At 65.1% G+C, this 25,252-nt stretch carries 22 protein-coding genes; 17 read left to right on the top strand and 5 right to left on the bottom strand.

Annotation, left to right across the window (positions count from 1 at the left end; translation table 11 throughout):
• The first annotated feature begins 57 nt into the window (after positions 1–57).
• From ACFVTD_RS01905 to ACFVTD_RS01880, 6 genes are all read left to right on the top strand, one after another.
• Positions 58–1,158 (top strand): ABC transporter ATP-binding protein, encoded by a 1,101-nt coding sequence (locus tag ACFVTD_RS01905; protein ID WP_387557275.1) that lies wholly within the window; start codon positions 58–60, stop codon positions 1,156–1,158.
• Positions 1,158–1,877 (top strand): ABC transporter permease, encoded by a 720-nt coding sequence (locus ACFVTD_RS01900; RefSeq protein ID WP_387557272.1) that lies wholly within the window; start codon positions 1,158–1,160, stop codon positions 1,875–1,877. The genes ACFVTD_RS01905 and ACFVTD_RS01900 overlap by 1 nt, the downstream gene beginning before the upstream one ends.
• Entirely contained in the window at positions 1,874–2,620 is a 747-nt protein-coding gene (locus ACFVTD_RS01895; protein WP_387557269.1) for an ABC transporter permease, read from the top strand. The genes ACFVTD_RS01900 and ACFVTD_RS01895 overlap by 4 nt, the downstream gene beginning before the upstream one ends.
• Positions 2,617–3,579: an ABC transporter substrate-binding protein gene (locus ACFVTD_RS01890; protein WP_387557266.1), complete on the top strand. Its 963-nt coding sequence runs from the start codon at positions 2,617–2,619 to the stop codon at positions 3,577–3,579. The genes ACFVTD_RS01895 and ACFVTD_RS01890 overlap by 4 nt, the downstream gene beginning before the upstream one ends.
• A gap of 141 nt (positions 3,580–3,720) precedes the next feature.
• Complete coding sequence (locus ACFVTD_RS01885; protein ID WP_387557263.1) at positions 3,721–4,941, top strand: pyridoxal phosphate-dependent aminotransferase; 1,221 nt, start codon at positions 3,721–3,723, stop codon at positions 4,939–4,941.
• A gap of 52 nt (positions 4,942–4,993) precedes the next feature.
• The gene (locus tag ACFVTD_RS01880; RefSeq protein WP_387557260.1) at positions 4,994–5,848 is read left to right on the top strand and encodes a polyphosphate kinase 2 family protein; all 855 of its coding nucleotides are present in this window, start codon (positions 4,994–4,996) and stop codon (positions 5,846–5,848) included.
• Between the two features lie 48 nt (positions 5,849–5,896).
• Here the strand turns inward: ACFVTD_RS01880 and ACFVTD_RS01875 are convergent, their stop codons facing one another.
• Together ACFVTD_RS01875 and xseA are read right to left on the bottom strand one after the other, a co-directional pair.
• On the bottom strand, positions 5,897–6,115 hold the full coding sequence (locus ACFVTD_RS01875) for an exodeoxyribonuclease VII small subunit (protein WP_387557257.1): 219 nt from the start codon (positions 6,113–6,115) through the stop codon (positions 5,897–5,899).
• Positions 6,112–7,464 (bottom strand): exodeoxyribonuclease VII large subunit, encoded by a 1,353-nt coding sequence (gene xseA / locus ACFVTD_RS01870; RefSeq protein WP_387557254.1) that lies wholly within the window; start codon positions 7,462–7,464, stop codon positions 6,112–6,114. Before xseA ends, ACFVTD_RS01875 begins: the two co-directional genes overlap by 4 nt.
• A gap of 161 nt (positions 7,465–7,625) precedes the next feature.
• Here xseA and ACFVTD_RS01865 point away from each other — a divergent pair, with 161 nt between their 5' ends.
• Positions 7,626–8,477: a hypothetical protein gene (locus ACFVTD_RS01865; protein ID WP_387557251.1), complete on the top strand. Its 852-nt coding sequence runs from the start codon at positions 7,626–7,628 to the stop codon at positions 8,475–8,477.
• A 9-nt stretch (positions 8,478–8,486) separates the two neighbouring features.
• Positions 8,487–9,566 carry a 4-hydroxy-3-methylbut-2-enyl diphosphate reductase gene (locus ACFVTD_RS01860; RefSeq protein ID WP_141159869.1) on the top strand — a complete coding sequence of 360 codons (1,080 nt, stop codon included), beginning with the start codon at positions 8,487–8,489 and terminating at the stop codon, positions 9,564–9,566.
• 76 nt (positions 9,567–9,642) lie between these two features.
• Here the strand turns inward: ACFVTD_RS01860 and ACFVTD_RS01855 are convergent, their stop codons facing one another.
• Positions 9,643–10,869, bottom strand: a complete 1,227-nt coding sequence (locus ACFVTD_RS01855) for a DNA recombination protein RmuC (RefSeq protein ID WP_387557248.1) — start codon at positions 10,867–10,869, stop codon at positions 9,643–9,645.
• Positions 10,870–10,959: 90 nt separating this feature from the next.
• On the opposite strand from ACFVTD_RS01855, the gene ychF reads away from it, so the two are divergent.
• From ychF to ACFVTD_RS01820, 7 genes are all read left to right on the top strand, one after another.
• Positions 10,960–12,045 carry a redox-regulated ATPase YchF gene (gene ychF, locus ACFVTD_RS01850; protein ID WP_387557245.1) on the top strand — a complete coding sequence of 362 codons (1,086 nt, stop codon included), beginning with the start codon at positions 10,960–10,962 and terminating at the stop codon, positions 12,043–12,045.
• Between the two features lie 61 nt (positions 12,046–12,106).
• On the top strand, positions 12,107–13,759 hold the full coding sequence (locus ACFVTD_RS01845) for a cryptochrome/photolyase family protein (protein ID WP_387557242.1): 1,653 nt from the start codon (positions 12,107–12,109) through the stop codon (positions 13,757–13,759).
• Between the two features lie 66 nt (positions 13,760–13,825).
• On the top strand, positions 13,826–15,586 hold the full coding sequence (locus ACFVTD_RS01840; RefSeq protein ID WP_387557239.1) for an ABC transporter family substrate-binding protein: 1,761 nt from the start codon (positions 13,826–13,828) through the stop codon (positions 15,584–15,586).
• A 270-nt stretch (positions 15,587–15,856) separates the two neighbouring features.
• A complete protein-coding gene (locus ACFVTD_RS01835) occupies positions 15,857–17,545 on the top strand; it encodes an ABC transporter substrate-binding protein (protein ID WP_387557236.1) in 1,689 nt (562 codons plus the stop codon).
• Between the two features lie 125 nt (positions 17,546–17,670).
• Positions 17,671–18,600, top strand: a complete 930-nt coding sequence (locus ACFVTD_RS01830; protein WP_141181986.1) for an ABC transporter permease — start codon at positions 17,671–17,673, stop codon at positions 18,598–18,600.
• Positions 18,590–19,534: an ABC transporter permease gene (locus ACFVTD_RS01825; protein WP_387557233.1), complete on the top strand. Its 945-nt coding sequence runs from the start codon at positions 18,590–18,592 to the stop codon at positions 19,532–19,534. Before ACFVTD_RS01830 ends, ACFVTD_RS01825 begins: the two co-directional genes overlap by 11 nt.
• A gap of 11 nt (positions 19,535–19,545) precedes the next feature.
• A complete protein-coding gene (locus ACFVTD_RS01820) occupies positions 19,546–21,252 on the top strand; it encodes a dipeptide ABC transporter ATP-binding protein (RefSeq protein WP_387557230.1) in 1,707 nt (568 codons plus the stop codon).
• Between the two features lie 85 nt (positions 21,253–21,337).
• On the opposite strand, the gene ACFVTD_RS01815 is transcribed toward ACFVTD_RS01820, so the two are convergent.
• Positions 21,338–22,216, bottom strand: coding sequence for an SGNH/GDSL hydrolase family protein (locus ACFVTD_RS01815; protein WP_387557227.1), 879 nt, complete (start codon positions 22,214–22,216; stop codon positions 21,338–21,340).
• A 270-nt stretch (positions 22,217–22,486) separates the two neighbouring features.
• Between ACFVTD_RS01815 and typA the strand changes: the two genes are divergently transcribed.
• On the top strand, positions 22,487–24,415 hold the full coding sequence (gene typA, locus ACFVTD_RS01810; RefSeq protein WP_387557224.1) for a translational GTPase TypA: 1,929 nt from the start codon (positions 22,487–22,489) through the stop codon (positions 24,413–24,415).
• A 126-nt stretch (positions 24,416–24,541) separates the two neighbouring features.
• Here the strand turns inward: typA and ACFVTD_RS01805 are convergent, their stop codons facing one another.
• The gene (locus tag ACFVTD_RS01805; RefSeq protein ID WP_387557221.1) at positions 24,542–24,781 is read right to left on the bottom strand and encodes a hypothetical protein; all 240 of its coding nucleotides are present in this window, start codon (positions 24,779–24,781) and stop codon (positions 24,542–24,544) included.
• A gap of 137 nt (positions 24,782–24,918) precedes the next feature.
• On the opposite strand from ACFVTD_RS01805, the gene fdxA reads away from it, so the two are divergent.
• A complete protein-coding gene (fdxA, locus tag ACFVTD_RS01800; protein ID WP_013601705.1) occupies positions 24,919–25,245 on the top strand; it encodes a ferredoxin in 327 nt (108 codons plus the stop codon).
• Positions 25,246–25,252: the final 7 nt, after the last annotated feature.

Below are 25,252 nucleotides of genomic sequence, written 5' to 3'. Positions count from 1 at the left end.
TAGGCAGTGTCGCGGTGCTGGGAACAGCCCGTCCAAGAGAACAGGTAAGTCCGCACCATGGACCAGGCGATGATCGAGTTCCAGAGCGTTACCAAGCAGTATCCGGGCGGCCAGCCTGCTGTGGACGGGTTGTCCATGTCCATCGCCAAAGGGTCTGTCACCGTTTTCGTGGGCCCGTCCGGCTGCGGAAAGACAACGTCGCTCAGAATGATCAACCGGATGGTGGAACCCACGTCCGGGACCATCACCGTAGAAGGCCGCGATGTCACCTCCGTACCGGCTGCGGAACTCCGCAGGTCCATGGGGTACGTGATGCAGTCGGCCGGCTTGCTGCCGCACCGCTCCGTCCTGGATAACATTGCCACCGTCCCCCGGCTGAACGGGGTCTCGAAAGCGGATGCCCGCAAGCGCGCCCGGGAACTCCTGGACGTGGTGGGCCTGGCGGGGTCCCTGGGCGGGCGCTACCCGTCGCAGCTTTCCGGCGGCCAGCAGCAGCGCGTCGGCGTGGCGCGCGCCCTTGCCGCAGATCCGCCCGTGCTCCTCATGGACGAACCGTTCAGCGCGGTGGACCCCGTGGTCCGCGACGAGCTGCAGCAGGAACTGCTGCGGCTGCAAAAGGACCTGGCCAAGACCATCGTCTTCGTAACCCACGATATTGACGAAGCCACCATCCTGGGCGACAAGGTCGCTGTCTTCGCCACCGGCGGCAAGCTGGCCCAGTACGCCTCACCGGAGGAAATCCTGCGGGCGCCGGCGAACCAGTTCGTGGCCTCTTTCGTTGGGCGCGACCGCGGCTTCCGCCACCTCGGCTTCTCCCCGTCCGACGGTGTGGCCCTCCACCCCGTGCCCACGATCATCAGGGCTCCCGGAGGGTATGAGTCGGATTCCAGCGCAGCCGGCGGCTGGCAGCTGGTGGTGGACGCGGATAAGCGCCCCCTGGGTTGGTCGGCGCCGGGGACCGAAACCGAACTTGTTCCCGGCGGTTCGCTGTTCCGCCCCGGAGAGAGCCTCCGCCGCGCCCTGGACTCTGCCCTGTCTTCGCCGTCCGGCCTTGGCGTCGCCGTGGACGCCGACGGCGTGGTGCTGGGCGTGGTCCGCGGCGGTGAAGTCCTGGCACTGATCGAAGAAGCACGCCAAGTGCGGCAGGCTGCTCTCTGATGGAATGGTTCCTGGCCAACACCGGCATGATCCTGGAGCGCGGCGGACAGCACCTGGTGCTGGCGCTCGTTCCCATGGTCCTGGGGCTGGTCATTTCCATCCCGCTTGCGCAGGTGGCCCGGCGGAACAATGCGCTCCGCTCCGTGGTGCTGACGGCGTCTTCCCTGCTGTACACCATTCCGTCCCTGGCGCTGTTCATCATCCTCCCCACCATCCTGGGGACCAGGATCCTGGATCCGCTCAACGTGGTGGTGGCATTGACCATCTATGCCGTTGCGCTGCTGGTGCGCGCGGCCCTGGACGCCTTCGACTCGGTGGACGCGGACATCAGCCAGGCCGCGCAGGCCATGGGTTTCAAACCGCTGGCCCGGTTCCTGCAGGTGGACCTCCCGCTCTCCCTGCCCGTCATGTTCGCCGGCCTCCGGGTGGTATCCGTCAGCAACATCTCGCTGGTCAGCGTTGCGGCCCTGCTGGGTGTCGGCAATCTGGGAATGCTCTTCACGGACGGGCTCCAGCGGGACTTCGTCACCGAGGTGGTGGTGGGCATTATCGCCATCCTGGTCCTCGCGCTGCTGATGGACGCCGTCCTGGTCCTCCTGGAACGAATCCTCACACCCTGGGAGCGGGCAGGGAAGCCACACAGCCACGGGGCACAGGGCGTCCCCGCCGGAACACCCGAAGCCCAGGGGTCTGCTGCCGCAGTGGGTGAAGCAGCATGAGCAACGTATTCGCCGATACCTTCGAGTGGCTGGCCGACCCGCTGCACTGGTCCGGGAGCATGGGCATCCCCGCCCGGCTGGGGGAGCACCTGCAGTACACCGGCCTGGTCATGCTGATCGCCACCGCCATTGCAGTACCCGTCGGGATGTTCGTCGGCCACACCGGGCGGGGCCGGGTGGCTGTCGTCGCGCTCGCGGGCGCCCTGCGGGCCCTGCCCACCCTGGGACTGTTGATCCTGTTCGTGCTGCTGGCCGGCATCGGGCTGATGCCGCCCGTCTGGGCCCTGGTGATCCTCACGGTCCCGCCGCTCCTGGCCGGAACCTATGCGGGCATTTCCAGCGTCGACCGGAACGTTGTGGACGCTGCCAGGGCCATGGGCATGACCGAACTGCAGGTCCTGTTCCGGACAGAACTGCCCAACGCCCTCACCGTCATGTTCGGCGGTTTCCGGACCGGCGTGCTGCAGGTGATTGCCACCGTCTCGGTGGTCGCCTACATCAACCTGGGTGGCCTGGGCCGGTATCTCTTCGACGGACTGGTCCTCAGCGACTTCCCCCAGATGCTGGGAGGTTCCCTCCTCATCGCAGTGCTGGCCATCGCCGTCGACCTTGTCCTGTCCCTGTTCCAGAGGCTGTTCCTGACACCAGGGGCCTCGAAGCTGTCCTTCCGCAGCCAGGAGGCTGCGGTTGATCTCACAGACCCCGTTGTTGCGGAGACTGTTGTACAAGGAGGTAAGTCATGAAAGATAGCCGTCCCCAGCGCCTCGGCAGGCGGGCGTTCAGCGGCCTTGCCGCCGGGCTTGGCCTGGCCGTGGCGCTGTCCGCCTGCGGGGGATCGTCCGATCCGTTGAAAAACCCGCCGCCCTCCAGCGCCGGCGCTTCCGGGGGTGCCGCCTCATTGGTGGTGGGCTCCGCCGATTTCCCGGAGAGCCAGATCATTGCCGAGTTGTACGCCGGCGCCTTGAATGCCAACGGAATCACCGCTACCACCAAGCCGAACATCGGCTCCCGGGAGGTCTACTTCAAGGCCGTCCAGGACGGTTCGGTGGATGTGGTGCCGGATTACAGCGGCAACCTGCTGCTCTACGTCAACAAGGAGGCCACGGAAGTCTCCGCCGGTGACATCGCCAAGGCGTTGCCGGGCAAGCTGCCGGATGGCCTGGGCGTCCTGGACGTGTCCAAGGCCGAAGACAAGGACGCCATGGTGGTCACCAAAGCAACGGCCGAGAAGTACCAGCTGAAGTCCATTGAGGACCTGGCCAAGGTCTGCAGCCAGATTGTTGTAGGCGCCCCCGCCACCTTCGCCGAGCGCGCCTACGGCCTGCCCGGGCTGAAGAAGAACTACAACTGTGAGCCCAAGAAGCTGGAGCCCTTCAGCGACGGCGGCGGCCCGGTGACGCTCAAGGCCCTCCTGGAGGACCAGGTGCAGGTGGCCGATATCTACACCACCACGCCGTCCATCGCGGACAACGACCTCGTGGTGCTGGACGATCCCAAGAACAACTTCATCGCCCAGCAGGTCCTGCCGCTCTACAACAAGGCCAAGATGACGGACAAGGCCAAGCAGGCACTGAACTCGGTGTCCAGCACCCTCACCACCGATGACCTGATCAACCTGAACCGGGCTGTCAGCGGCAGCCAGAAGCAGGATGCCAAGACGGCCGCAGCCGCCTGGCTGAAGGACAAGGGCATCGTTAAGTAAGGCTTTTCGCCTCCCCTTAGGCGAGGGGAACTTCGGCGATGACGACGGCGGCTGCCGGACTTTCGAAGGTCCGGCAGCCGCCGTCGGCCGTGTGGCGGATGTCTCAACAGCCATTCATCCTTCCTGTGGCATATTTGAGGGATGGCAGAATTCAGGCAGTCCACGAAGCTCAACAACGTCCTTTACGACATCCGTGGACCGATCCTCGAAGCCGCCCAACAGATGGAGGCGGAGGGCCACCGGATCCTCAAGCTAAACATTGGAAACCCGGCACCGTTCGGATTCGAGGCGCCCGACGCCATCCTGGTGGACATGATCCGCCACCTGCCGCACGCCCAGGGCTACAGCGATTCCCGCGGCATCTTCTCCGCCCGCACCGCAGTCTCGCAGTACTACCAGACCCGCGGCATCCAGAACATCCACGTTGACGACATCTACCTGGGCAACGGTGTCAGCGAACTCATCACCATGTCCCTGATGGCGCTGCTCGATTCAGGGGACGAAGTGCTCATTCCCACACCGGATTACCCGTTGTGGACGGCCTCCGTGGCGCTCGCCGGCGGCAAACCGGTGCACTATCTCTGCGATGAAGAGTCCGGTTGGCAGCCCGACCTGGAGGACATGGAAGCGAAGATCACGCCCCGCACCAAGGGGATCGTGGTCATCAACCCCAACAACCCCACCGGCGCCGTCTACCCGGAAGAGACGCTGAAGCGAATTGTGGCCCTTGCCGAAAAGCACGGCCTGGTGATTTTCGCCGACGAGATCTACGAAAAGATCCTCTATGAGGACGCTGTCCACGTAAACCTCGCCGGGCTGACCGGCGACCACGTCCTGTGCCTGACGTTCAGCGGATTGTCCAAGGCGTACCGCGTCTGCGGCTACCGGGCAGGCTGGATGGCCATTTCAGGCCCCAAGAAGGACGCCGCCGACTACCTCGAAGGCATCAACCTGCTGGCCAACATGCGCCTGTGCGCCAACGTCCCGGCGCAGCACGCCATCCAGACGGCATTGGGCGGTTACCAGAGCATCAACGACCTCATCCTTCCGGGCGGCCGGCTGCTCGAGCAGCGCAATAAGGCCTACGACATGCTTAACGCCATTCCCGGCGTCAGCACGCAGCAGGCCAAAGGCGCCCTGTACCTCTTCCCGCGGCTTGACCCCGAGGTCTACCACATCCGGGATGACGAGAAGTTCGTCCTCGACCTCCTGCGGGAACAGAAGATCCTGGTCTCCCACGGCCGGGCCTTCAACTGGGTGCGTCCGGACCACTTCCGCATGGTGACGCTGCCCAACGTGAAGGACATCGAAGAAGCCATCGGGCGCATGGGGGACTTCCTAAGCAGGTACCAGGGGAACTAGCCTGTGCTCACGGGCCACGGGGCCCGTGTATCCCCCTTCGGAGAGGAACCCCATGGCCCGCGTCGTTGGCTTCGACCAGCATCCCTCTGACACGCTGCGTGTTGGAAAGGGATTTTCCCTGGCATCGGTTGACCCGGATGCCACCCCGGGCTACAGCGGCAACAAGGCTGATGGTGAAGCGTTGCTGGCTGAGATGGACGGGAAGCTCTCGGAGATGCAGGAACAGCTGTTCGCCGAATCACGGGGCGGCGGCAAGAAGCGGATCCTCCTGGTCCTGCAGGCGATGGACACGGCGGGCAAGGGCGGAATCGTCAACCACGTCATGGCCACCATGGACCCCCAGGGTGTCCAGTTCAAGGCGTTCAAGGCCCCCACCGAGCAGGAGAAGTCCTACGACTTCCTGTGGCGCATCGAAAAGGAGGTTCCCGCAGCCGGCATGGTGGGGATCTTCGACCGCTCACACTACGAGGACGTCCTTATCCACCGCGTCCACAACTGGGCCACTCCGGAAGAAATCAAGCGGCGCTACCGGGCCATCAATGAATTCGAGGCCCGGCAATCCGACGCCGGCACCCGGATCATTAAGGTGATGCTCAACATCAGCAAGGATGAGCAGAACGCGCGGCTGCTGGCGCGCTTGGACAACCCTGCCAAGCACTGGAAGTACAGCAGTGGCGACTTGAAGGAACGGGCCTTCTGGGATGACTACATGGCGGCCTACCAGGCCGCCTTCGACGAGACCAGCTCAGCCGTTGCCCCGTGGTACGTGGTTCCGGCCAACAAGAAATGGTTCGCCCGCATCGCCGTGCAGCAGCTGGTGATGTCGGCGCTGTCCGATTTTCGGCTGGAGTGGCCCAAGGCTGAATTCGACGTTGATATCGAAAGGGAACTCGTCGCCCGTTCGTGACGCCCAGGTTCTGGAGCCGCAGCAATAATCCCAGGTCTTGCGGGCTGCTCAGAGCGGCTGGTCGCGGGCAGCGGCCAGCCGCTTCCGCGCCCCCTCAAGCCACTCCTCGCACCGGGCGGCCAGTGCCTCGCCGCGCTCCCACAGCGCGAGGGATTCCTCCAGGCTTGCTCCGCCCGCTTCAAGCCTGCCCACCACGGCGATGAGCTGCTCCCTGGCGTCCTCGTAGCTCAGGCCTGAGACGTCCGGTTCGGGTTTCTGTTCAGTCATGCGTTCTCTTCCACTTCCTGGTGCTGGTCTGGGTTGCCCGGGTGCAGTGCCCCGGTGGGCCGTGCGGGTCCGTCGGAGGTGGCGCCGAAGCGGCCCTCCGCCACGCGGATGGACAGGGCGGCGCCCGCCGGCGCTTCCGCGGGCCTGCGGACCACGGCGTGGCCGGCCTCGGCGATCCGGGCGGCCTGGTCCCCGGCGAGTTCGACGACGGCGTACCCCCGGTCCAGGGTCTTCTGCGGCGAGAGCGCGCGCACCTGGGCTTTCAGGTGCTGGAGCTGGTCTGCTGCCCGCACCACCGTGGAGTTCACGGCAGCGGAGGAACGCCGCAGCAGGCGCTCGATTTCCTCGGCGCGGACGGAGACCATGCCCTCCGGCGCTGCCATGACCGGCCTTGAATGCAGTGCCGCCAGCCGGTCCGACTCCCGGTCCAGCATCCGTTCCATGGAGCGCCGCAGCTGTTCCCGTGCCTGGCGCACGCCGGCGAGCTCCTCGGACACTTCGGGGACGATCCGCTTGGCGGCATCCGTGGGGGTGGAGGCGCGGAGGTCGGCAACGTAGTCCAGCAGCGGGCGGTCCGCCTCGTGGCCAATGGCGCTCACCACCGGTGTTTCGGCCGCTGCCACCGCGCGGACAAGGTCCTCGCTGTTGAAGGGAAGGAGGTCTTCGAGTGCCCCGCCGCCGCGCGCGATGACAATGACGTCCACCTCCGGCCGTGCATCCAGCTCCCGCAGGGCGCGGACCATCTGGGCCACGGCTGTGTTGCCCTGGACGGCAACTTCGCGGATCTCGAACTCCACCGCCGGCCAGCGCAGTGCCGCGTTGCGGAGGATGTCCTTCTTGGCGTCCGAGTCCCGTCCCGTGATCAGGCCGATCCGGTGCGGGAGCATGGGCAGCCGCTTCTTGCGGGAGTCTGCGAACAGGCCCTCCGCTGCGAGGGCCTGGCGCAGCCGCTCAATCCGGGCCAGCAGGTCGCCCAGGCCGACGGGCCGGATGTCCCGGACCTGCATGTTCAGCCGGCCGGTTTTCAGCCAGAATTCCGGCTTCAGCAGCGCCACGACCCGTGAACCCCGCTCCAGTGGGAGGTTCTGCCGCTCCAGGACCTTGGTCCAGACGGAAGCGGGAAGCGATACCTCGGCATCCACGTCGCGGAGCGTGATGTAGGCGTTGGTGCCGCGGCGGTTCAGCTCAATGACCTGCCCTTCCACCCACGCCGACGGGGTCCGGTCGATGTGGGCCTTCAGCTTCTGCGAGAGCAGCTGCAGCGGCCACGGGTTGTCCGGACTGGTTTCCGCCGCGGTGGCAGGCAGGGTGGTGGCTGCAGTGCCTGGCAGGGATGCCTGGTCAGACATGCGGACGCCGTTGGGAGGATGGTACTGCGGGCATGCGGTCCTTTATCTGTTGGGCGCGGTCAATCAACCTTATCCATAAGGTGTAGCACCGGGGGCTGACAGGGACAGCCCCGCCACCCTGCCTAGGATGGGTTGAGGCCCCCAACCCCGAAGGACCTGTTGTGCGCACTTTTGTTTCTGCCCTCGCCACCGTGCTGGGCATCCTCCTGGCGGCTGTTGCCGTTCCCGCCATCTGGGTGGACCGCAACATCGTCCAGGAAGATGGATTCGTCCACCTTGCTGCTCCGCTCGGCAAGGACCCGGAATTCCAACGGAAGCTGGCCGCGGCGGCGGTGGGGACGATCGACACCGGATCTGTTCCTGGTTTCCTCTCTGGACTGGTGGAACCGATGCTCGAGAAAGCCGCGGAATCGTTGACCGGCCTCCCCGGCTATCCGGCAGCGTGGGAGGAAACCCTTCGCAGGAGCCATCGCCTCAGCTTCGCCGACCCTGCCGCGGCGTTGCAGGACGGAGCGTCGGCCTCGTCGCTGACCCTCGACGTCGCCCCGTTGGTAGCCCTTGGCTCGGAGGAGATCAGCCGGGCCACGCGGCTTCCCCTCAACCCCCCGGAACAGACGCTGATTAATGTGGGCCAGCCCGCGCAGCGGGAGTGGACTGAGCGGCTGGCCACCTATGCGCCGATGGGCTACGTCCTGGCCATCGGCTCGGCGGTGGCCTTCCTGCTGGCCCTCGTCGCGGCGCGCCGCCGCTGGACCGTGCTGGTGGCCGCAGGGCTCGGCGGCCTGTTGGTCGCAGGGCTATGGGGGTTTGGCGTACAGCTTGGCTCGTCCCGTGCCCAGGCCACCGACACCGGCAACGCGATAGCCAACATGTTCCGCGACGAGTTCCTTGCCGCCGCCGGCGCAGACTTCCAGTCGTGGATCGCTACAACCGCCGTTGCCGGCGGCGTCCTGGCGGCAGCCGGTATTGTGACGTTGTTCGCAGCCCGGAAACGGAGTGGGGCCAGCCGGTAGCATGGAGCCATGACCACCTCGGCTGTATCCCTTTCGATGCCATCCATACCGCGCAGGCGCCGCTCCCCGGAGGAAGTAGCTGCTGCGGCTCCCGTGAACGGCACCAAGAAGGTACTGCTGGCCGCTCCCCGGGGTTACTGCGCCGGTGTTGACCGCGCCGTGATCGCCGTCGAAAAGGCCTTGGAACACTACGGCCCGCCCGTTTACGTCCGCAAGCAAATCGTCCACAACGTCCATGTGGTCAGCTCGCTGGAGGAAAAGGGCGCCATCTTCGTGGATGAAACCGATGAGGTGCCCGAGGGCGCCCTGGTGATCTTCTCAGCCCACGGCGTTTCCCCGGCAGTTGTCGAGTCCGCCGAAACCCGGGGTCTGCGCACCATTGACGCCACCTGCCCCCTGGTCACCAAGGTGCACAAGGAAGCCGTCCGCTTCGCTAAGGACGATTTCGATATCCTCCTGATCGGCCACGACGGCCACGAGGAAGTGGAAGGCACCTCCGGGGAAGCGCCCGAGCATATCCAAATCATCAACGGCCCGCATGAGGTGGACCAGGTCACCGTCCGGGACCCCGAAAAGGTCATCTGGCTTTCGCAGACCACGCTGAGCGTGGACGAGACCATGGAAACCGTCCGGCTGCTCAAGGAACGGTTCCCCACCCTGCAGGATCCACCCAGCGACGACATCTGCTACGCCACCACCAACCGCCAAGTGGCCATCAAGAAGATCGCGCCCAAGGCCGACCTGGTGATCGTGGTGGGTTCGGCCAACTCGTCGAACTCCGTCCGGCTGGTGGAGGTGGCTCTTGAATACGGCGCCAAGGCGTCCTACCGGGTTGACTTCGCCAACGAGGTGGACGAAGCCTGGTTTGAAGGCGTGGCCACCGTGGGAGTCACCTCCGGAGCCTCCGTTCCCGAGGTCCTGGTGCAGGACGTGCTGCGGCTGCTTGCCGACTACGGATACGGCGCCGTGGAGGAAGTAGTCACGGCTGAGGAAGACCTCCTCTTCTCGCTTCCCAAGGAACTCCGGGCCACCCTGAAGCAGGCCGGCGACGTCAGCCGGGCCCTGGGCGGACGACGGCCCCGCAGCTAGAACCGCCACCGCATTTCCAATGGAGTGGGCCGGGCAGCCACATGGCTGCCCGGCCCATCCTGCATTTCGGCGGGTGTCAGGCTGCTTCCCCGTCGCCCTGCAGCTCGGGTGCCACCAGCGCCCGCGGTTGCACCTCCACGAGTGGAGGCGCAACCAGGCCTGTTTCCTCCAGGCTGTTGAGCTTCCTCGCGGTGGGCAGGACCCTGGCTTCCAGCGTCCCCACCATGGCGTTGTAGCGGTCCACGGACGTCTTCAGCGAGGATCCGAGCTTGGTGACGTTCTCGCCCAGTGTGCCCATCCGGTCGTACAGCTGCCGGGCGAGTTCGAAGAGTTCGCGCGCACTGTCAGTCAGGACGTCCTGGCGCCAGGTGAATGCCACGGACTTCAGCACCGCCAGCAGGGTGCTCGGCGAGGCGAGGACGACATTTCGGGACAACGCGTGGTCCAGGAGCCCGGCATCAGCTGTCAGCGCCGCCGCCAGGATGGACTCGGCCGGAATGAAGCAGACCACCAGTTCCGGCGAGTTACCGGGGATGTCCCAGTACTTCTTGGTACCCAGCGCGTCCACGTGGGCCCTGAGGGCCTTGGCGTGTGCCGCCAGGAAGGCCTGCCTGTTGCGCCCGTCGCCCGTCGACTGCGGTCCGGCCGGGCCCCGGCTGGGGTCCACCGCGCCCAGTTCCTGCGCCTCAAGGTAGGACGACAACGGAACCTTGGCGTCCACCACCAGCTGCTTTTCGCCCGGCAGCTGCACCACCAGGTCCGGCCGGACCGCCGAGTCATGGGCGGCGCTGTGCACCTGTTCCACGAAGTCGACGTGGCGGAGCATCCCGGCGGCTTCCACCACGCGCCTGAGCTGCACCTCGCCCCACTGGCCCCGGGCGCTGTTGGAACGCAGCGCCGATTCCAAAGCGTGGGTGGAGCGGATGAGCTGTTCATCGGAAAGCCGGGCCTCCTGCAGCTGCTGGGCCAGCTGGCCGTACTGCTCCACCCGGTCCCGCTCCAGCAACGCAACCTGCTGCTGGACGGCGGACAGCTTCTCCGCCACGGGCGCAAGGGCGCGCAGCACACTCCCGTCCTGTGTCCTGGCCTCTCCCAGCTCGCGGTTCTGTGCCGCCAAAAGCCGCCGCTCGGCGTCGGCCGCTGCAAACTTCGCCGTGACCTCTGAAAGGCGCGACGAGACCTGGTCAAAGTCCGCCTCCAGCGCATGGGAATTGCGGTGAAGGGAGAAATAGGTGGCTGCGGCGCCGGCAAGCGCACCCAGCAGCAGCATGAAGAGGGCCAGAATCAAGGCAAAAGCATCCATGGCTTCACTGTTGCACGGGGGTCTGACATTCACGGGCAGTGACATTCCCCGGTACGGTCCACGGCGGCCCGGCGGGTAGAATCAATGCTCGTGGCTCTTACTATTGGCATCGTCGGACTGCCCAACGTCGGCAAATCAACCCTCTTCAACGCGCTCACCCGCAACCAGGTCCTGGCCGCGAACTACCCGTTCGCCACCATCGAACCCAATGTCGGCGTCGTGAACCTCCCGGACCCCAGGCTGCAGAAGCTCGCCGGGATCTTCGGCTCGCAGCGCGTCCTGCCCGCCGCCGTTTCCTTTGTCGACATCGCCGGAATCGTGAAGGGCGCATCCGAGGGGGAGGGGCTGGGCAACCAGTTCCTGGCCAATATCCGCGAAGCTGAAGCCATTGCCGAAGTTGTCCGGGTCTTCGACGACCCCGACGTTGTGCATGTTGACGGCAAGGTGGATCCCCGGTCCGACATGGAGACCATCAACACCGAGCTGATCCTTGCCGATCTGCAGACCATCGAAAAAGCCATCCCGCGGATCGAAAAAGAAGTCAAGATCAAGAAGCGGGAAGCCGCCGAGCTCAACGCCATCAAGGCCGCCCAGGCGGTGCTTGAGCGGGGCGACACCATTTACTCGTCCATCAAGAGCGACAAGCTGGAGATGGAGCACCTCAAGGAGCTGGGCCTGCTGACCGCCAAGCCCTTCATCTACGTGTTCAATGCCGACGAAGGCATCCTGGGCAGCCCGGAAAAGCAGGATGAACTGCGCGCCATGGTGGCCCCGGCCGACTGCATCTTCCTGGACGCCAAGCTCGAAGCCGACCTCGTGGAGCTGGACGAGGAAGAAGCCCGCGAGATGCTCGAGATGAACGGCCAGGACGAATCAGGCCTGGACCAGCTGGCACGCGTCGGCTTCCACACCCTGGGCCTGCAGACCTACCTCACCGCAGGCCCCAAGGAAGCACGCGCCTGGACCATCCGGCAGGGGGACACGGCACCGCAGGCGGCCGGCGTCATCCACTCCGACTTCCAGCGCGGCTTCATCAAGGCCGAAGTAGTCTCCTTCGACGACCTTGTGGACGCCGGATCGATGGCTGAGGCGAAGTCCCGCGGCAAGGTCCGCATTGAGGGCAAAGAATACGTCATGGCCGACGGCGACGTGGTGGAGTTCCGCTTCAACGTCTGATCCGGGCGCAACCGGGCATGGCGCCGCAACCCTACTCCGGCGCCTGCCATAGGGTTGCGGTATGACTGCCGGCCCGCTCCTGCGCCTCGTGCTGCCCCACCAGCTCTTTGAGCAGCAGCGGGATGGTGCGGACCAGGAGGCCGTCTTTGTGCTCATCGAGCACGACCTCTACTTCCGCCAATACCGGTTCCATTCGCACAAGCTGGTCCTGCACCGGGCGTCGATGGCCGGGTTCGCCCGCAGCCTGCGTGCCGTGGGGCACGACGTGGTTGTGCTCCACAGCGACCCGGCGCGGACATCCCGTATCCAGCTGGCCGAGGTCATCCGGCAGCGCCGCCCCCGGCGGGTGACCTGGTTCGACGTCGTCGATGACTGGCTTGAGAAGGACCTCGAAGCCGCGCTCAATGATGGCGGCTACACAATGCGCAGCCAGGACGTGCTGGAGACGCCGAATTTCCTCACGTCGAGGGCACAGCTGGATGCCTGGTTCGCGGACAATCCGGCCCGAATGCATGACTTCTACGTCTGGCAACGACGGCGGCTGGGCATCCTGGTGGAAAACGGCGCCCCCATCGGCGGGAAGTGGTCATTCGACGCGGTCAACCGAAGGAAGCTTCCCCGCGGCTACACCCCGCCCGCTGTCAGCAGGTTCAGGGGCCACCCGGTACTCCAGGTGGAGGGGACGTTCAACTTGGATGCGCTGGCATCGCCAGGCGGCGGGCAGGAGCCCCGCGCTGACGCCGCTCTCGACGTCGAACCCGCCATCGCCTGGGTTGCCCGGGAGTTTCCGGATGCCCCTGGCGACCCCCACCTTTTCGCGTGGCCGACCACCGCGGAAGAGGCCCGCAGGCACCTGCGGGAGTTTGTCGAAGAACGCCTCGCAGGTTTCGGCCCCTATGAGGACGCCATTTCCGCCGCTCATCCGTTCATCAACCACGGCTTGCTGACCCCGGGCCTCAACATCGGCCTTCTCAACCCGGGCGATATCCTGCAGGCCGTCCTGGACGGTGCGGATGAAAACACGCCGCTCGCCTCCCTTGAGGGCTTCGTGCGCCAGGTCATCGGCTGGCGGGAGTACATGCGCGCCACGTACCGGCTGCGCGGCCGCCGGATGCGCACCGCCAACCTGCTCAACCACCGGAACCAGCTGGGATCCGGCTGGTGGCATGCAAGTACGGGGTTGCTGCCTGTGGACCTGGTGATTTCCCGCGTACTGGCCACGGGGTACGCACACCACATCGAACGGCTCATGGTGCTGGGGAACGCAATGTCCCTGCTCCGGATCCATCCTGACGACGTCTACGAGTGGTTCATGGAGATGTTCATCGATGCCTACGACTGGGTAATGGTGCCCAACGTCTACGCCATGAGCCAATTTGCCGCCGGGGCGGACATCACCACAAAGCCCTACGTGTCAGGCAGCAACTACCTGCGGAAGATGTCCGATCTGCCGCCGGGGGAGTGGATGCCTGACTGGGATGCGCTGTACTGGACATACATCCAGGACCACCGCCCCGTTTTTGAGCGGAACCCGCGCTCGCGGATGGTCGTTTCCCTTCTTGACCGGATGGAGCCGGGTGTGCGGGAGGGCCATCGGCGAAGAGTGCGGGCGCTGCTCACACGGCTCGCGGCGGACAGGTTGGTGCAGGTGCCCCCTCTTGCGTCGGGAGGGGGCGCGGACCCGGGTACCGGGACGCAGCACCAAGTATCCTGAGTAGGCAGGGCGTGATCGCAGCGGCCCCAGTCCCCTCCGGAGAGGGAAAAACCACGAGGAGGCGGCATGCCGGTCAGGCGTCTGATGCAGTTGGTCACCGCCGCGTTGGTGGCAGCCCTGGTCCTGTCCGGGTGTTCGGGCGGCAGCGCCCCGTCCGTGGTGGTGGGGGAGGCGAAGCGCGGCGGCAGCGTCACCGTGGCCGAAGTCAACGCGTTCTCCTCGTTCAACCCCTACAGCGCCGGCGGCAATACCGACATCAATTCCAAGATCGGTGCCATCACGCACTCCGGCTTCTATTATCTGGACGACAGCTCCAAAGTGGTCCGCAACGACAAGTTCGGGCACTTCGAGAAGGTCTCGGACCAGCCCCTCAAGGTGAAGTACACGGTCAACGAGGGCGTGAAGTGGTCGGACGGGGCCCAGATCGGAGCGGCAGACCTCCTGCTGGCCTGGGCCTCAGGCTCGGGATATTTCGACGACGTCGATCCCGCCGCGGGCAAGGGCACCAAATACTTCTCCGTTGCCTCGGACACCACAGGCCTGGCGGGCACCCTGTTCCCCGAAATCGGTTCGGACGGCCGGTCCATCACCATCGAGTACGCCGCGCCCTACGCAGACTGGGAAGTGGCGTTCGACGTCGGACTCCCGGCCCACGTCGTCGCTGCAAAAAGTGGACTCAGCGACGAGAAAGACCTGGTCAATCTCCTCAAGGACACGCCGCGCGGCAACCCGGATAAGCCGGCGTCCCACCCGGCACTGAAGAAGGTCAGTGACTTCTGGAACACCGGGTTCGACACGAAATCCGTTCCCGACGACCCCGCGCTCTACCTCTCCAGCGGCCCCTACATTGTCCGCGACATCGTTCCGGGCGTCTCCATGAAACTGGTCCGGAACCGGGACTATGTGTGGGGTGCCGAACCCTGGCTCGACGAGATTAACGTGAGGTTCACTGGGGCCGTCCCGGCAGCAGTCGATGCCCTGCGCAGCGGCCAGGCGGACATCATCTCGCCCCAGCCCTCGGCGTCAACGGACAGCCTCCTCAGCGGCCTCTCCAGCCAGGGCATCACCGTGCAACGCTACAAGCAGTCCGGCTACGACCACCTTGACCTGAACTTCACCGGGACGTTCTCCGACAAGGACACCCGGGAGGCTTTCCTGAAGACTGTGCCGCGGCAGGCGATCGTGGATGCCGTGGCGGGAACCCAGGACACCACGCCATTGGATTCGCAGGTGTTTCTCCCCGGGCAGCCGAAGTACGACGACACCGTGAAAAACAACGGGTCCGCCGACTACGCCAAGGTGGACATCGATGGGGCAAAGAAGCTCCTGAAGGACGCCACGCCAAGCATCCGCATCCTCTACAACCGCGACAATCCGAACCGGGCTAAGGCATTCGGCTTGATCCGCGATTCAGCCGCGCTGGCGGGATTCAGGGTGGTCGACGGCGGACTGGCAAGCACCGAGTGGGCAGCGGCGTTGAGCCGGGGTGGCTATGAGGCCGCCCTCTCAGGGTGGATCGGGACCGAGGTGGGCGTCAGCAGGGTGCCGCAGATCTTCCGCACCGGGGCAGGCAGTAACTTCACGGGATATTCCGACGGCGCCGCGGACAAGATCATGGAGCAGCTCGCCACCACGACGGATCTCGGCAAGCAGGACGAACTCCTGGCCGAGATTGACAAGCACGTTTGGGAAGACGCCTACGGATTGCCGCTCTACCAAACCCTGGGTACCACGGCCTTCAGTTCCAGGGTGGCAGGCGTGAAGAGCAGCCCCGGTCCGCTGGGTGTCTGGTGGAACGTTTGGGAGTGGCGGCTGTCCCAGCCATAGTCCGGCCCCGTTTGGGGTCCTTTGGCACTTGCGCCGCCGATTCGCCGTCCGGCCTACCGCCGAGTAGCATGTGACGTGCCTAACTATCCACACGTGACCAAGGCTTTCGACTGCGCCGGTCACGGTTTGGCAACGGAGTACCAATATCTGGACTTTGTGCGGTTAGGCTAACTCGTATTGTGTAGGTCTCGTCACAGTGATTAGCTGCGTCCGGCCTGCGGGGAAGCACAAGATTCCCCTATATCTCTCCCACAACTCATAGGAGGCGGAATGCGTTTTACGCGCACTTCCAAAGCACTGGGCATCGTGGCGGTCGCCGCGCTTGCCCTGACCGGGTGCGGCGCCGGCGGCGGCGGCAGCACCGACGGGTCCAGCAACGCAGCTGGCGATCCGAACAAGGTCATCACCGCCTACAGCAACGAGCCACAAAACCCGTTGCTGCCGGCAAACACCGGAGAGGTCTATGGCGGCCGAGTCGTCAACCTGCTCTTCGAAGGTCTCCGCAGCTACGACGCGAACGGCAAGGCGATCAACGCTCTGGCCGAATCCATCGAGTCACCCGACGCGCAGAACTGGACCATCAAGGTCAAGCAGGGCCAGAAGTTCACCAACGGGGAGGCCATCACGGCCAAGACCTTCGTTGACTCCTGGAACTTCGCCGCCAACTCTAAGAACCTGCAGCAGAACGGCTTCTTCTTTGAGTCCATCGAGGGCTACCCGGAAGTATCCGCGGTAACGTCCTCGACAAGTGCGGACGGCAAGAAGACCACCACTCCCGCGCCGACCGCTGACACCATGTCGGGCCTGAAGGCGACGGATGACTCAACCATCACGGTCAAGCTCGCCCAGCCGGAGGCCGACTGGTCCCTGCGCCTTGGTTACTCCGCCTTCTACCCCATGCCCTCCGCAGCCCTGAAGGACCCCAAGACCTACGGTGAGAACCCCGTGGGCAACGGTCCCTACAAGTTCGAGAAGCAGGGCTCCTGGGTCCACGACCAGTCCATCTCCCTGGTCAAGAACGCCGACTACAACGGCACCCGCCCCGCCAAGAACGGCGGTGTGACCTTCAAGTTCTACACGGATCCGGGCCCCGCGTACACGGACCTGCAGTCGGACAACCTGGACATCACCGACGTCCTGCCGTCCAACGCCCTGAAGACCTACGTCAACGACTTCCCGGACCGCAACGCCACCAAGGCTGTTGCCACCGACTCCACCCTGAACATCCCGGGTTACAACCCGAACTTCCAGGGAGAAGCAGGCAAGCTGCGCCGCCAGGCACTGTCCTACGCCATCAACCGCGAGGAAATCGCCAAGGTGGTCTTCAACGGCACCCGCACCCCGGCCAAGGCTTTTGCACCGCCGGTCATTGACGGCTTCAAGGAAGGCCTCAAGGGCAGCGAAGTCCTGAAGTTCGACGCCGCCAAGGCAAAGGACCTCTGGGACCAGGCCAACAAGATCAAGCCGTACGACGACTCCAAGCCGCTCCAGATCGCCTCCAACACTGACGGTGGCAACAAGGAATGGATCGACGCCGTGACCAACGGCTTCAAGAACAACCTGGGCATCCAGGCTGAAATCCAGCCGTTCGCCAAGTTCGCTGAAGTCCTGAACCTCCGCAAGTCCCAGCAGCTGCCCGGCCTGACCCGTGCAGGCTGGCAGGGTGACTACCCGTCGCTCTACAACTTCCTGGGTCCGGTCTGGGGCTCTGACGCTCCGTCGAACTACGAGAAGTACTCGAACCCCGAGTTCGACAAGCTCCTCAAGGAAGGCCTTGCCAGCAAGACCACCGACGAGGCAAACGCCAAGTTCAACCAGGCACAGGAGATCCTGTTCCAGGACCTGCCCGGCCTGCCCCTGTGGGACCAGGCTCGTCCGATCGTGTGGAGCAACAACATCACGAAGGCCGAGACCGGCTGGAACGGTGAAATCCTCTACTACGGCATCACCGCCAAGTAGGCCCAGATCTAACTTGCCGTCAGGCTGATGGGGGTTCCGGTCACGTCCGGGCCCCCATTGGCTTGCAAGCGGCAGGAAGGCATTCATGAACGCGTTTCCCCCCTTACCGGAAGGCAGGTAATCCTGTGATCCGGTTCATCCTGCGCCGACTCCTCCAGGTGATCCCTGTCTTCCTCGGCACTACCCTTTTGGTGTATTACATGGTGTTCGCCCTGCCGGGTGATCCCATCGCCGCGCTGTTCGGCGACCGCCAGCCCCCGCAGTCCGTCATCGACACCCTGCGCACCCAGTACAACCTGGACCAGCCCTTCTGGGTCCAGTACGGCCTGTTCCTTAAGAACCTCTTTACGTTCAACCTCGGCAACGACTTCACAGGCCAGCCCATCGCGGCAAGCCTCGCCCGTGTCTTCCCGGTGACGGCGATGCTCGCTATCGAGGCCTTGGCCATCCAAGCCATCTTCGGCGTTGCATTCGGCGTGTTCGCCGGCCTGCGCCGCGGCGGCTGGTTCGACTCCACTGTCCTGGTCGCCTCACTGGTGGTCATCGCAGTCCCCACCTTCGTCCTGGGCTTCGTTTTCCAGCTCGTGTTCGGCGTCCAGCTTGGCTGGGCAAAACCCACCGTGGGTGCCAACGCCAACTGGGTCACCCTGCTGTTGCCGGCGGTTGTCCTTGGACTCGTGTCCTTCGCTTATGTCCTCCGCCTGACCCGTGCATCGGTCAGCGAGAACATGAACGCCGACTATGTGCGGACTGCCACCGCCAAGGGCCTTTCCCGGCCGCGCGTGGTGGTGGCGCACATCCTGCGCAACTCGCTGATCCCGGTAGTGACCTACCTGGGCGCGAACCTTGGCGGCCTCATGGGCGGTGCCATTGTTACTGAAGGCATCTTCAACGTTCCCGGCGTCGGCAACAAGCTCTACCAGGCTGTCCTCCGCAGTGAAGGCCCCACCATCGTCTCCATCGTCAGCGTTCTGGTGCTGGTGTTCGTGGTGGCCAACCTGCTTGTCGATCTCCTGTACGCCTGGCTTGACCCGAGGATCCGCTATGACCAGTAATAACAGCCACTTCGTGGCCCCCATCGACGAAACCCCGCTGCAGGCAACTGACGCCGTGAAGGCGGACCAGGCCCCGCTCAGCCTGTGGGCAGACGCCTGGCGCAAGCTCCGGCGTCGTCCGTTGTTCATCATCTCGGCACTGCTCATCCTTGCCCTGATTGTGGTTGCGCTGTTCCCGGGCCTCTTCACGTCTACGCCCCCCAACGAGGGCTGTGAGCTCGCCAATTCCGAAGGCGCCCCCACGGCCGGGCACCCGTTCGGGTTCACTTTCCAGGGCTGCGATGTCTACTCCAGGGTTATCCACGGCACGCAGGCGTCGCTTTCCGTGGGCCTGCTTTCCGTCCTCTGCGTCCTGGTGATCGGTGTGACGCTCGGCGCCCTCGCCGGCTACTACGGTGGCTGGATCGACGCCGTTCTTGCGCGCCTGGGTGACATCTTCTTCGCCCTGCCGCTGGTCCTGGGTGCACTGGTGATCACGCAGCTGCCCCTTTTCCGGGAGAACAAGAGCGTGTGGACCGTCGTGTTCGTCATCTCGCTCCTTGCATGGCCGCAGATGGCCCGCATCACCCGCGGTGCCGTCATCGAAGTACGCAACGCAGACTTCGTTACCGCTGCCCGCGCGCTGGGTGTTTCCAAGTTCGGCGCCCTGATCCGCCACGTCCTGCCCAACGCCCTGGCCCCGATCATCGTCCTGGCGACGCTGGAACTGGGCGTGTTCATCGTGGCCGAAGCCACCCTGTCCTTCCTGGGCATCGGCCTGCCCCAGAGCATCATGTCCTGGGGTAACGACATCGCCGGCGCGCAGGCATCGATCAGGACCCGGCCGGAAATCATGCTCTACCCGGCCGCGGCGCTGTCCATCACGGTGTTGAGCTTCATCATGCTGGGTGACGCCGTGCGTGACGCCCTGGACCCGAAGAGCCGTCAGCGATGAGAGATAACAAGATGACCAGTCCAGACGTCCGTATTGATGAAGCCGGTGCCACCGGTGTAAGGCCGCTGCTCGAAATCCGCGACCTCGCCATCACCTTCAAGACCAGTGGCGGTGAGGTCAAGGCAGTGCGTGATGCGCACCTGACCATCATGCCCGGCGAAACAGTGGCCATCGTGGGGGAGTCGGGCTCCGGCAAGTCCACCACCGCCCTGGCCGCCATCGGCCTGCTGCCCAACAACGGCAAGGTGTCCGGCGGCCAGATCCTGCTCGATGGCGAGGACATCGCCCATGCCACCGAGCAGCGCATGATCGAGCTGCGCGGCAACACCATCGGCATGGTCCCGCAGGACCCGATGTCCAACCTGAATCCAGTGTGGAAGATCGGTTACCAGGTCCGGGAAACACTGCGGGCGAACGGGCGGCCCAACGGCCCGGACGATATCGCCAAAGTGCTGTCCCAGGCGGGGCTTCCGGATGCGAAGCGCCGGGCCGGCCAGTACCCGCACGAATTCTCCGGCGGTATGCGCCAGCGTGCCCTGATCGCCATTGGCCTCTCCTGCCAGCCGCGCCTGCTGATTGCGGACGAGCCGACGTCGGCCCTCGACGTCACGGTCCAGCGGCAGATCCTGGACCACTTGGAGACCATGACCAAGGACCTGGGTACCTCAGTGCTGCTGATCACCCACGATCTTGGGCTGGCCGCCGAGCGTGCCGACAAAGTCGTGGTGATGTACCAGGGCCGCGTCGTTGAAGCGGGCCCGTCACTGGAACTGCTGCGCAACCCCCAGCACCCGTACACCAAGCGGCTCGTCGAGTCCGCCCCCTCCCTTGCCAGCCGCCGCATCCAGGTGGCCAAGGAACAGGGCGTTGAGACGTCGGACCTGCTGGCACCTGCCGCCGAATCGGTGAAGCCGGATACTTTCCTGCAGATCCAGGACCTGCGGAAGGTCTATAAGCTCCGCTCGGGGCTGGGCAAGGCGACCGACTTCGCGGCTGTTGACGGCGTAAGCTTCGACGTCCGGCGGGGAACCACGACGGCGATCGTGGGGGAGTCGGGTTCCGGCAAGTCGACGGTGGCCAAGATGGTCCTTCAGCTTGAGAAGCCGACCCAGGGCAGGATCCTGTTCGACGGCGTCGACACCTCTGCCCTGAAGCCTGCCGAACTGTTCAAGTTCCGCAGGCGTGTCCAGCCGATCTTCCAGGACCCGTACGGCTCCCTCGATCCGATGTACAACATCTACCGCACCATCGAGGAACCCCTCCGGGTGCACAAGATCGGGGACCAGGCCAGCCGGGAAAAGAAGGTCCGGACCCTCCTGGACCAGGTGGCGCTGCCGCAATCAGCCATGCAGCGGTACCCCAACGAGCTGTCCGGCGGGCAGCGGCAGCGAGTCGCCATTGCGCGGGCCCTGGCGCTGGACCCCGAGGTCATCATCTGTGACGAGGCGGTCTCCGCGCTGGACGTGCTGGTGCAGGCACAGGTGCTGAACCTGCTCGCCGACCTGCAGGCCAACCTCGGCCTGACGTACCTGTTCATCACGCACGACCTCGCGGTGGTACGTCAGATCGCTGACCACGTGTGCGTCATGGAAAAGGGCCGCCTGGTGGAGACCGGATCCACGGACGAGGTCTTTGAATCGCCCAAGCAGGAGTACACGAAGGGCCTGCTGAACGCCATTCCGGGTGCGAAGCTGATGCTTCCGCCCGAAGTGGCATAGCTGGAGTCTCTTCAGAATGGCTGGAGCCGGGACCTTCGGGTCCCGGCTCTTCCCATGTGCGCCGGAGGCGGAAAGGCGGCGACTGTCAATCCTGGAACGTGCTGCCGGCTGCGGGCACGGCAGCGAAGGCTCCCTGCTCCGCGGAAGTATTGCGGCCGAGTCCAAGTTCCCGGAGCCTGCCGGCAAGGATTCCGCCCAGGGCCTGGCGGCCATCCGGGTTCATATGCACCGCATCGGCGAGGTCCTTCGCGAGCCCGTATCTGGTGAGCCAGTCTCCTGTGGAGATAAACGGCAGTCCGTTGGCTCCCGCCACCGCACCCAAGACGGCGTCAACCTCGCTCCGGCGGCCGCCGCCGTCGTTCGCTCCGCGCGCCAAGGTGCCGATCATCGCCAGCCGAGTGCCGGGATAGCGGGTCCGCAGTTCAGTGATCAGCCGTTCGGCATTCCGGACGATCTGCGCGTTGCTTGCGCCACCGGCGGCATCGTTTCCGCCACCCTCGACCACAATCATCGCCGGAGTGCCGGAGGGGAGGAGCCAGTCGCCGCGCTGCAGGGCGTCTATGTAATTGCCCGTGGCACCGTTCGCCGCAACATAACCCGTGCCGCCGCGGCCGCAGAAGTACACGTTGTACCCGGCGGCAGCGAGGCCCAGGCGGGGCCAGCCGTCAACGGGTTCCGACTGCGAATCCCCGATCAGCAGGACGGTGCCGGCGACGTCGGGCACCACCGCTTCCATCCGTCCGTTGGCCGCGTTCAAGACCCGGGCGGTGGCGGCCACGGCAGGTTTGGCGCTGCCGGCCGGCCCGGCGGCCACCTGGCCTGCGGCTGCCCGTGACATCGCTGTACCGGAGGGTGCGCCGTCCCCGGTGTTGCCGAAGATTCCCGCTGCCGCGACGAGCGCGGAGACCCCGGCGGCGGCAGCCCAGGCGAAACCACGCAGGGTGCTGGCCTTTGCAGGGGGCATCGTTGTCTCCGGCGTGCTCAATGGATGGGCTGTGTCACAGACATCATGCCATGCACCGGGATGTGGAGTGAACTTGGTCACACCCGCTGTGGAACGGCGGCTGATATTGGCTCAAGCAGCGGCGGCCCATCCCGCCGGAATTTAGGCCAACAAATAACTCAGCGGCTAGAATAGAGGAAGGCGCCCTGTGCCAAGGGCCTTGTCCATCGTGCGTTCCAGTTGGAAATGTCGCGATACAACAGCTGACTCCACTGAATCGAGCCTTTACGCATGTCTGAAACCACCACCAACACCGCGGTAGCCACTGCATCGCGCAGTGACCTCCGCAACGTCGCGATCGTGGCCCACGTTGACCACGGCAAGACCACCCTGGTCGACGCCATGCTCAAGCAGACCAACTCCTTCGCCGAGCACAACCACGTCGAGGACCGGGTCATGGACTCCGGCGACCTGGAGCGCGAAAAGGGCATTACCATCCTGGCCAAGAACACCACGGTGGCCTACAACGGTCCGTCCTCCAACGGCGAGACCATCACCATCAACGTCATCGACACCCCCGGCCACGCTGACTTCGGTGGCGAAGTGGAGCGCGGCCTTTCCATGGTGGACGGCGTCGTGCTCCTCGTCGACTCCTCCGAGGGCCCGCTGCCCCAGACCCGCTTCGTGCTGCGTAAGGCCCTGGCCGCCCACCTGCCGGTGATCCTTCTGGTCAACAAGACCGACCGCCCCGACGCCCGCATCGACGAAGTTGTCCACGAGTCCATGGACCTGCTCCTGGGCCTCGCTTCCGACCTCGCCGACGAGGTGCCGGACCTGGACCTGGACAAGGTCCTGGAAGTTCCCGTTGTGTACGCCGCCGCAAAGGTCGGCCGCGCCTCCCTTGAGCAGCCGGCCAACGGCTCCGCCCCGGACAACGAGGACCTCGAGCCACTCTTCAAGACCATCATCGAGCACATCCCGGCGCCCACGTACAACCCCGAGGGTGTCCTGCAGGCACACGTCACCAACCTGGACGCTTCCCCGTTCCTGGGCCGCCTCGCGCTGCTCCGTATCTACAACGGCACCCTCCGCAAGGGCCAGCAGGTTGCCTGGGCCCGCCAGAACGGTGAGCTGAAGACCGTCAAGATCACCGAACTGCTCGCCACCAAGGCACTGGAGCGCGTTCCGGCCGAGTCCGCCGGCCCCGGCGAGATCGTTGCCGTCGCCGGTATCGAGGACATCACCATCGGTGAAACCCTCACCGACGTCGAGAACCCCCAGCCGCTGCCGCTGATCACCGTGGACGATCCCGCAATCTCCATGACCATCGGTATCAACACCTCCCCGCTAGCCGGCAAGGTCAAGGGCGCCAAGGTCACTGCCCGCCAGGTGAAGGACCGCCTGGACAAGGAACTGATCGGTAACGTCTCCATCAAGGTGCTGCCCACCGAGCGTCCCGACGCCTGGGAAGTCCAGGGCCGTGGCGAGCTGGCCCTGGCCATCCTGGTGGAGCAGATGCGCCGTGAAGGCTTCGAGCTGACCGTCGGCAAGCCGCAGGTGGTCACCAAGACCATCGACGGCAAGGTCCACGAGCCGATGGAGCACATGACCATCGACGTGCCCGAGGAATACCTGGGCGCCGTAACCCAGCTCATGGCAGCTCGCAAGGGCCGCATGACCAACATGGCCAACCACGGCACCGGCTGGTGCCGCATGGAGTTCATCGTTCCGGCCCGTGGCCTGATCGGTTTCCGCACCCGGTTCCTCACCGACACCCGTGGCGCCGGCATCGCCGCCTCCATTTCCGAAGGCTACGAGCCGTGGGCCGGCCCCATCGAGTACCGCACCAATGGTTCCATGATTGCCGACCGCGCCGGTGTTGTTACCCCGTTCGCCATGATCAACCTGCAGGAACGCGGCTCCTTCTTCGTGAAGCCCACGTCCGAGGTCTACGAAGGCATGATCGTGGGCGAGAACTCCCGCGCCGACGACATGGACGTCAACATCACGAAGGAAAAGAAGCTCACCAACATGCGTGCCGCTTCCTCCGACACCTTCGAGAACCTGACCCCGCCGCGCGAACTCACCCTTGAAGAGTCGCTCGAATTCGCCCGCGAGGACGAGTGCGTCGAGGTGACCCCGGAAGCCATCCGCATCCGCAAGGTCATCCTGGACACCAACGAGCGCGCCAAGGCCAACCGCGCCCGCGCCAAGGCCTAGTAACTCCGCAGGTCCACGGAACGCCACCGGTATTTTGCCGGTGGCGTTCTGCTTTAACGGGCCAGAGGGCGCAGCCAACCGGCGGCTCAAAGTGCGGGGACAGTCCCAGCGCAGCGGGAGCTGGCGTCAGTGGGTTGCGGCGCGGCGCGGGGGAGCGGGCGGGACTTCCTTCGCGGCCACCACAAGCCCGAGGGGAATGACGACGTCGGCCTGCCGGGTTCGGACGGTGCAGGAACCGGCGTCGCACGCCAGCAGGTGGCCCAGGGCATCCGTCAGGCCGCCTTCAATCCGGTAGCGCACCACCACCCGGGTTCCGGGCTCAGCTGAGGCAAGGAAACGCGCTGGCGCAGGTACTGGCTGACTCACCAGTTCATACTAGGCCGCCGGCTAGGTTAGCGGGAAAGGGCTGGGAGATAATAGGCTCAGATGTCAATAGTCCGGCCGTACTGCCGGATGCAAGAGCCGGCGGGGAAGCCGGAACCCAACGTGGAGAGGCCAGGGACGTGACGTACGTAATCGCGCAGCCGTGTGTGGATGTTAAGGACAAGGCATGCATTGAGGAGTGCCCGGTCGACTGCATCTATGAGGGCGAGCGTTCGCTGTACATCCATCCGGACGAATGCGTCGACTGCGGCGCCTGCGAGCCGGTGTGCCCGGTTGAGGCCATCTACTACGAGGATGACACTCCCGAGGAATGGGCCGACTACTACAAGGCCAACGTCGAATTCTTCGACGACCTCGGCTCCCCGGGCGGCGCGGCAAAGATCGGCAACACGGGCAAGGACCACCCGATGATCGCCGCCCTGCCGCCGCAGAACCAAGACCACTGACGCGGAC

This window comes from Pseudarthrobacter sp. NPDC058119 (assembly GCF_042884655.1).
Classification (GTDB): Bacteria; Actinomycetota; Actinomycetes; order Actinomycetales; family Micrococcaceae; genus Arthrobacter.
This window is presented reverse-complemented; position numbering and strand designations above follow the sequence as displayed.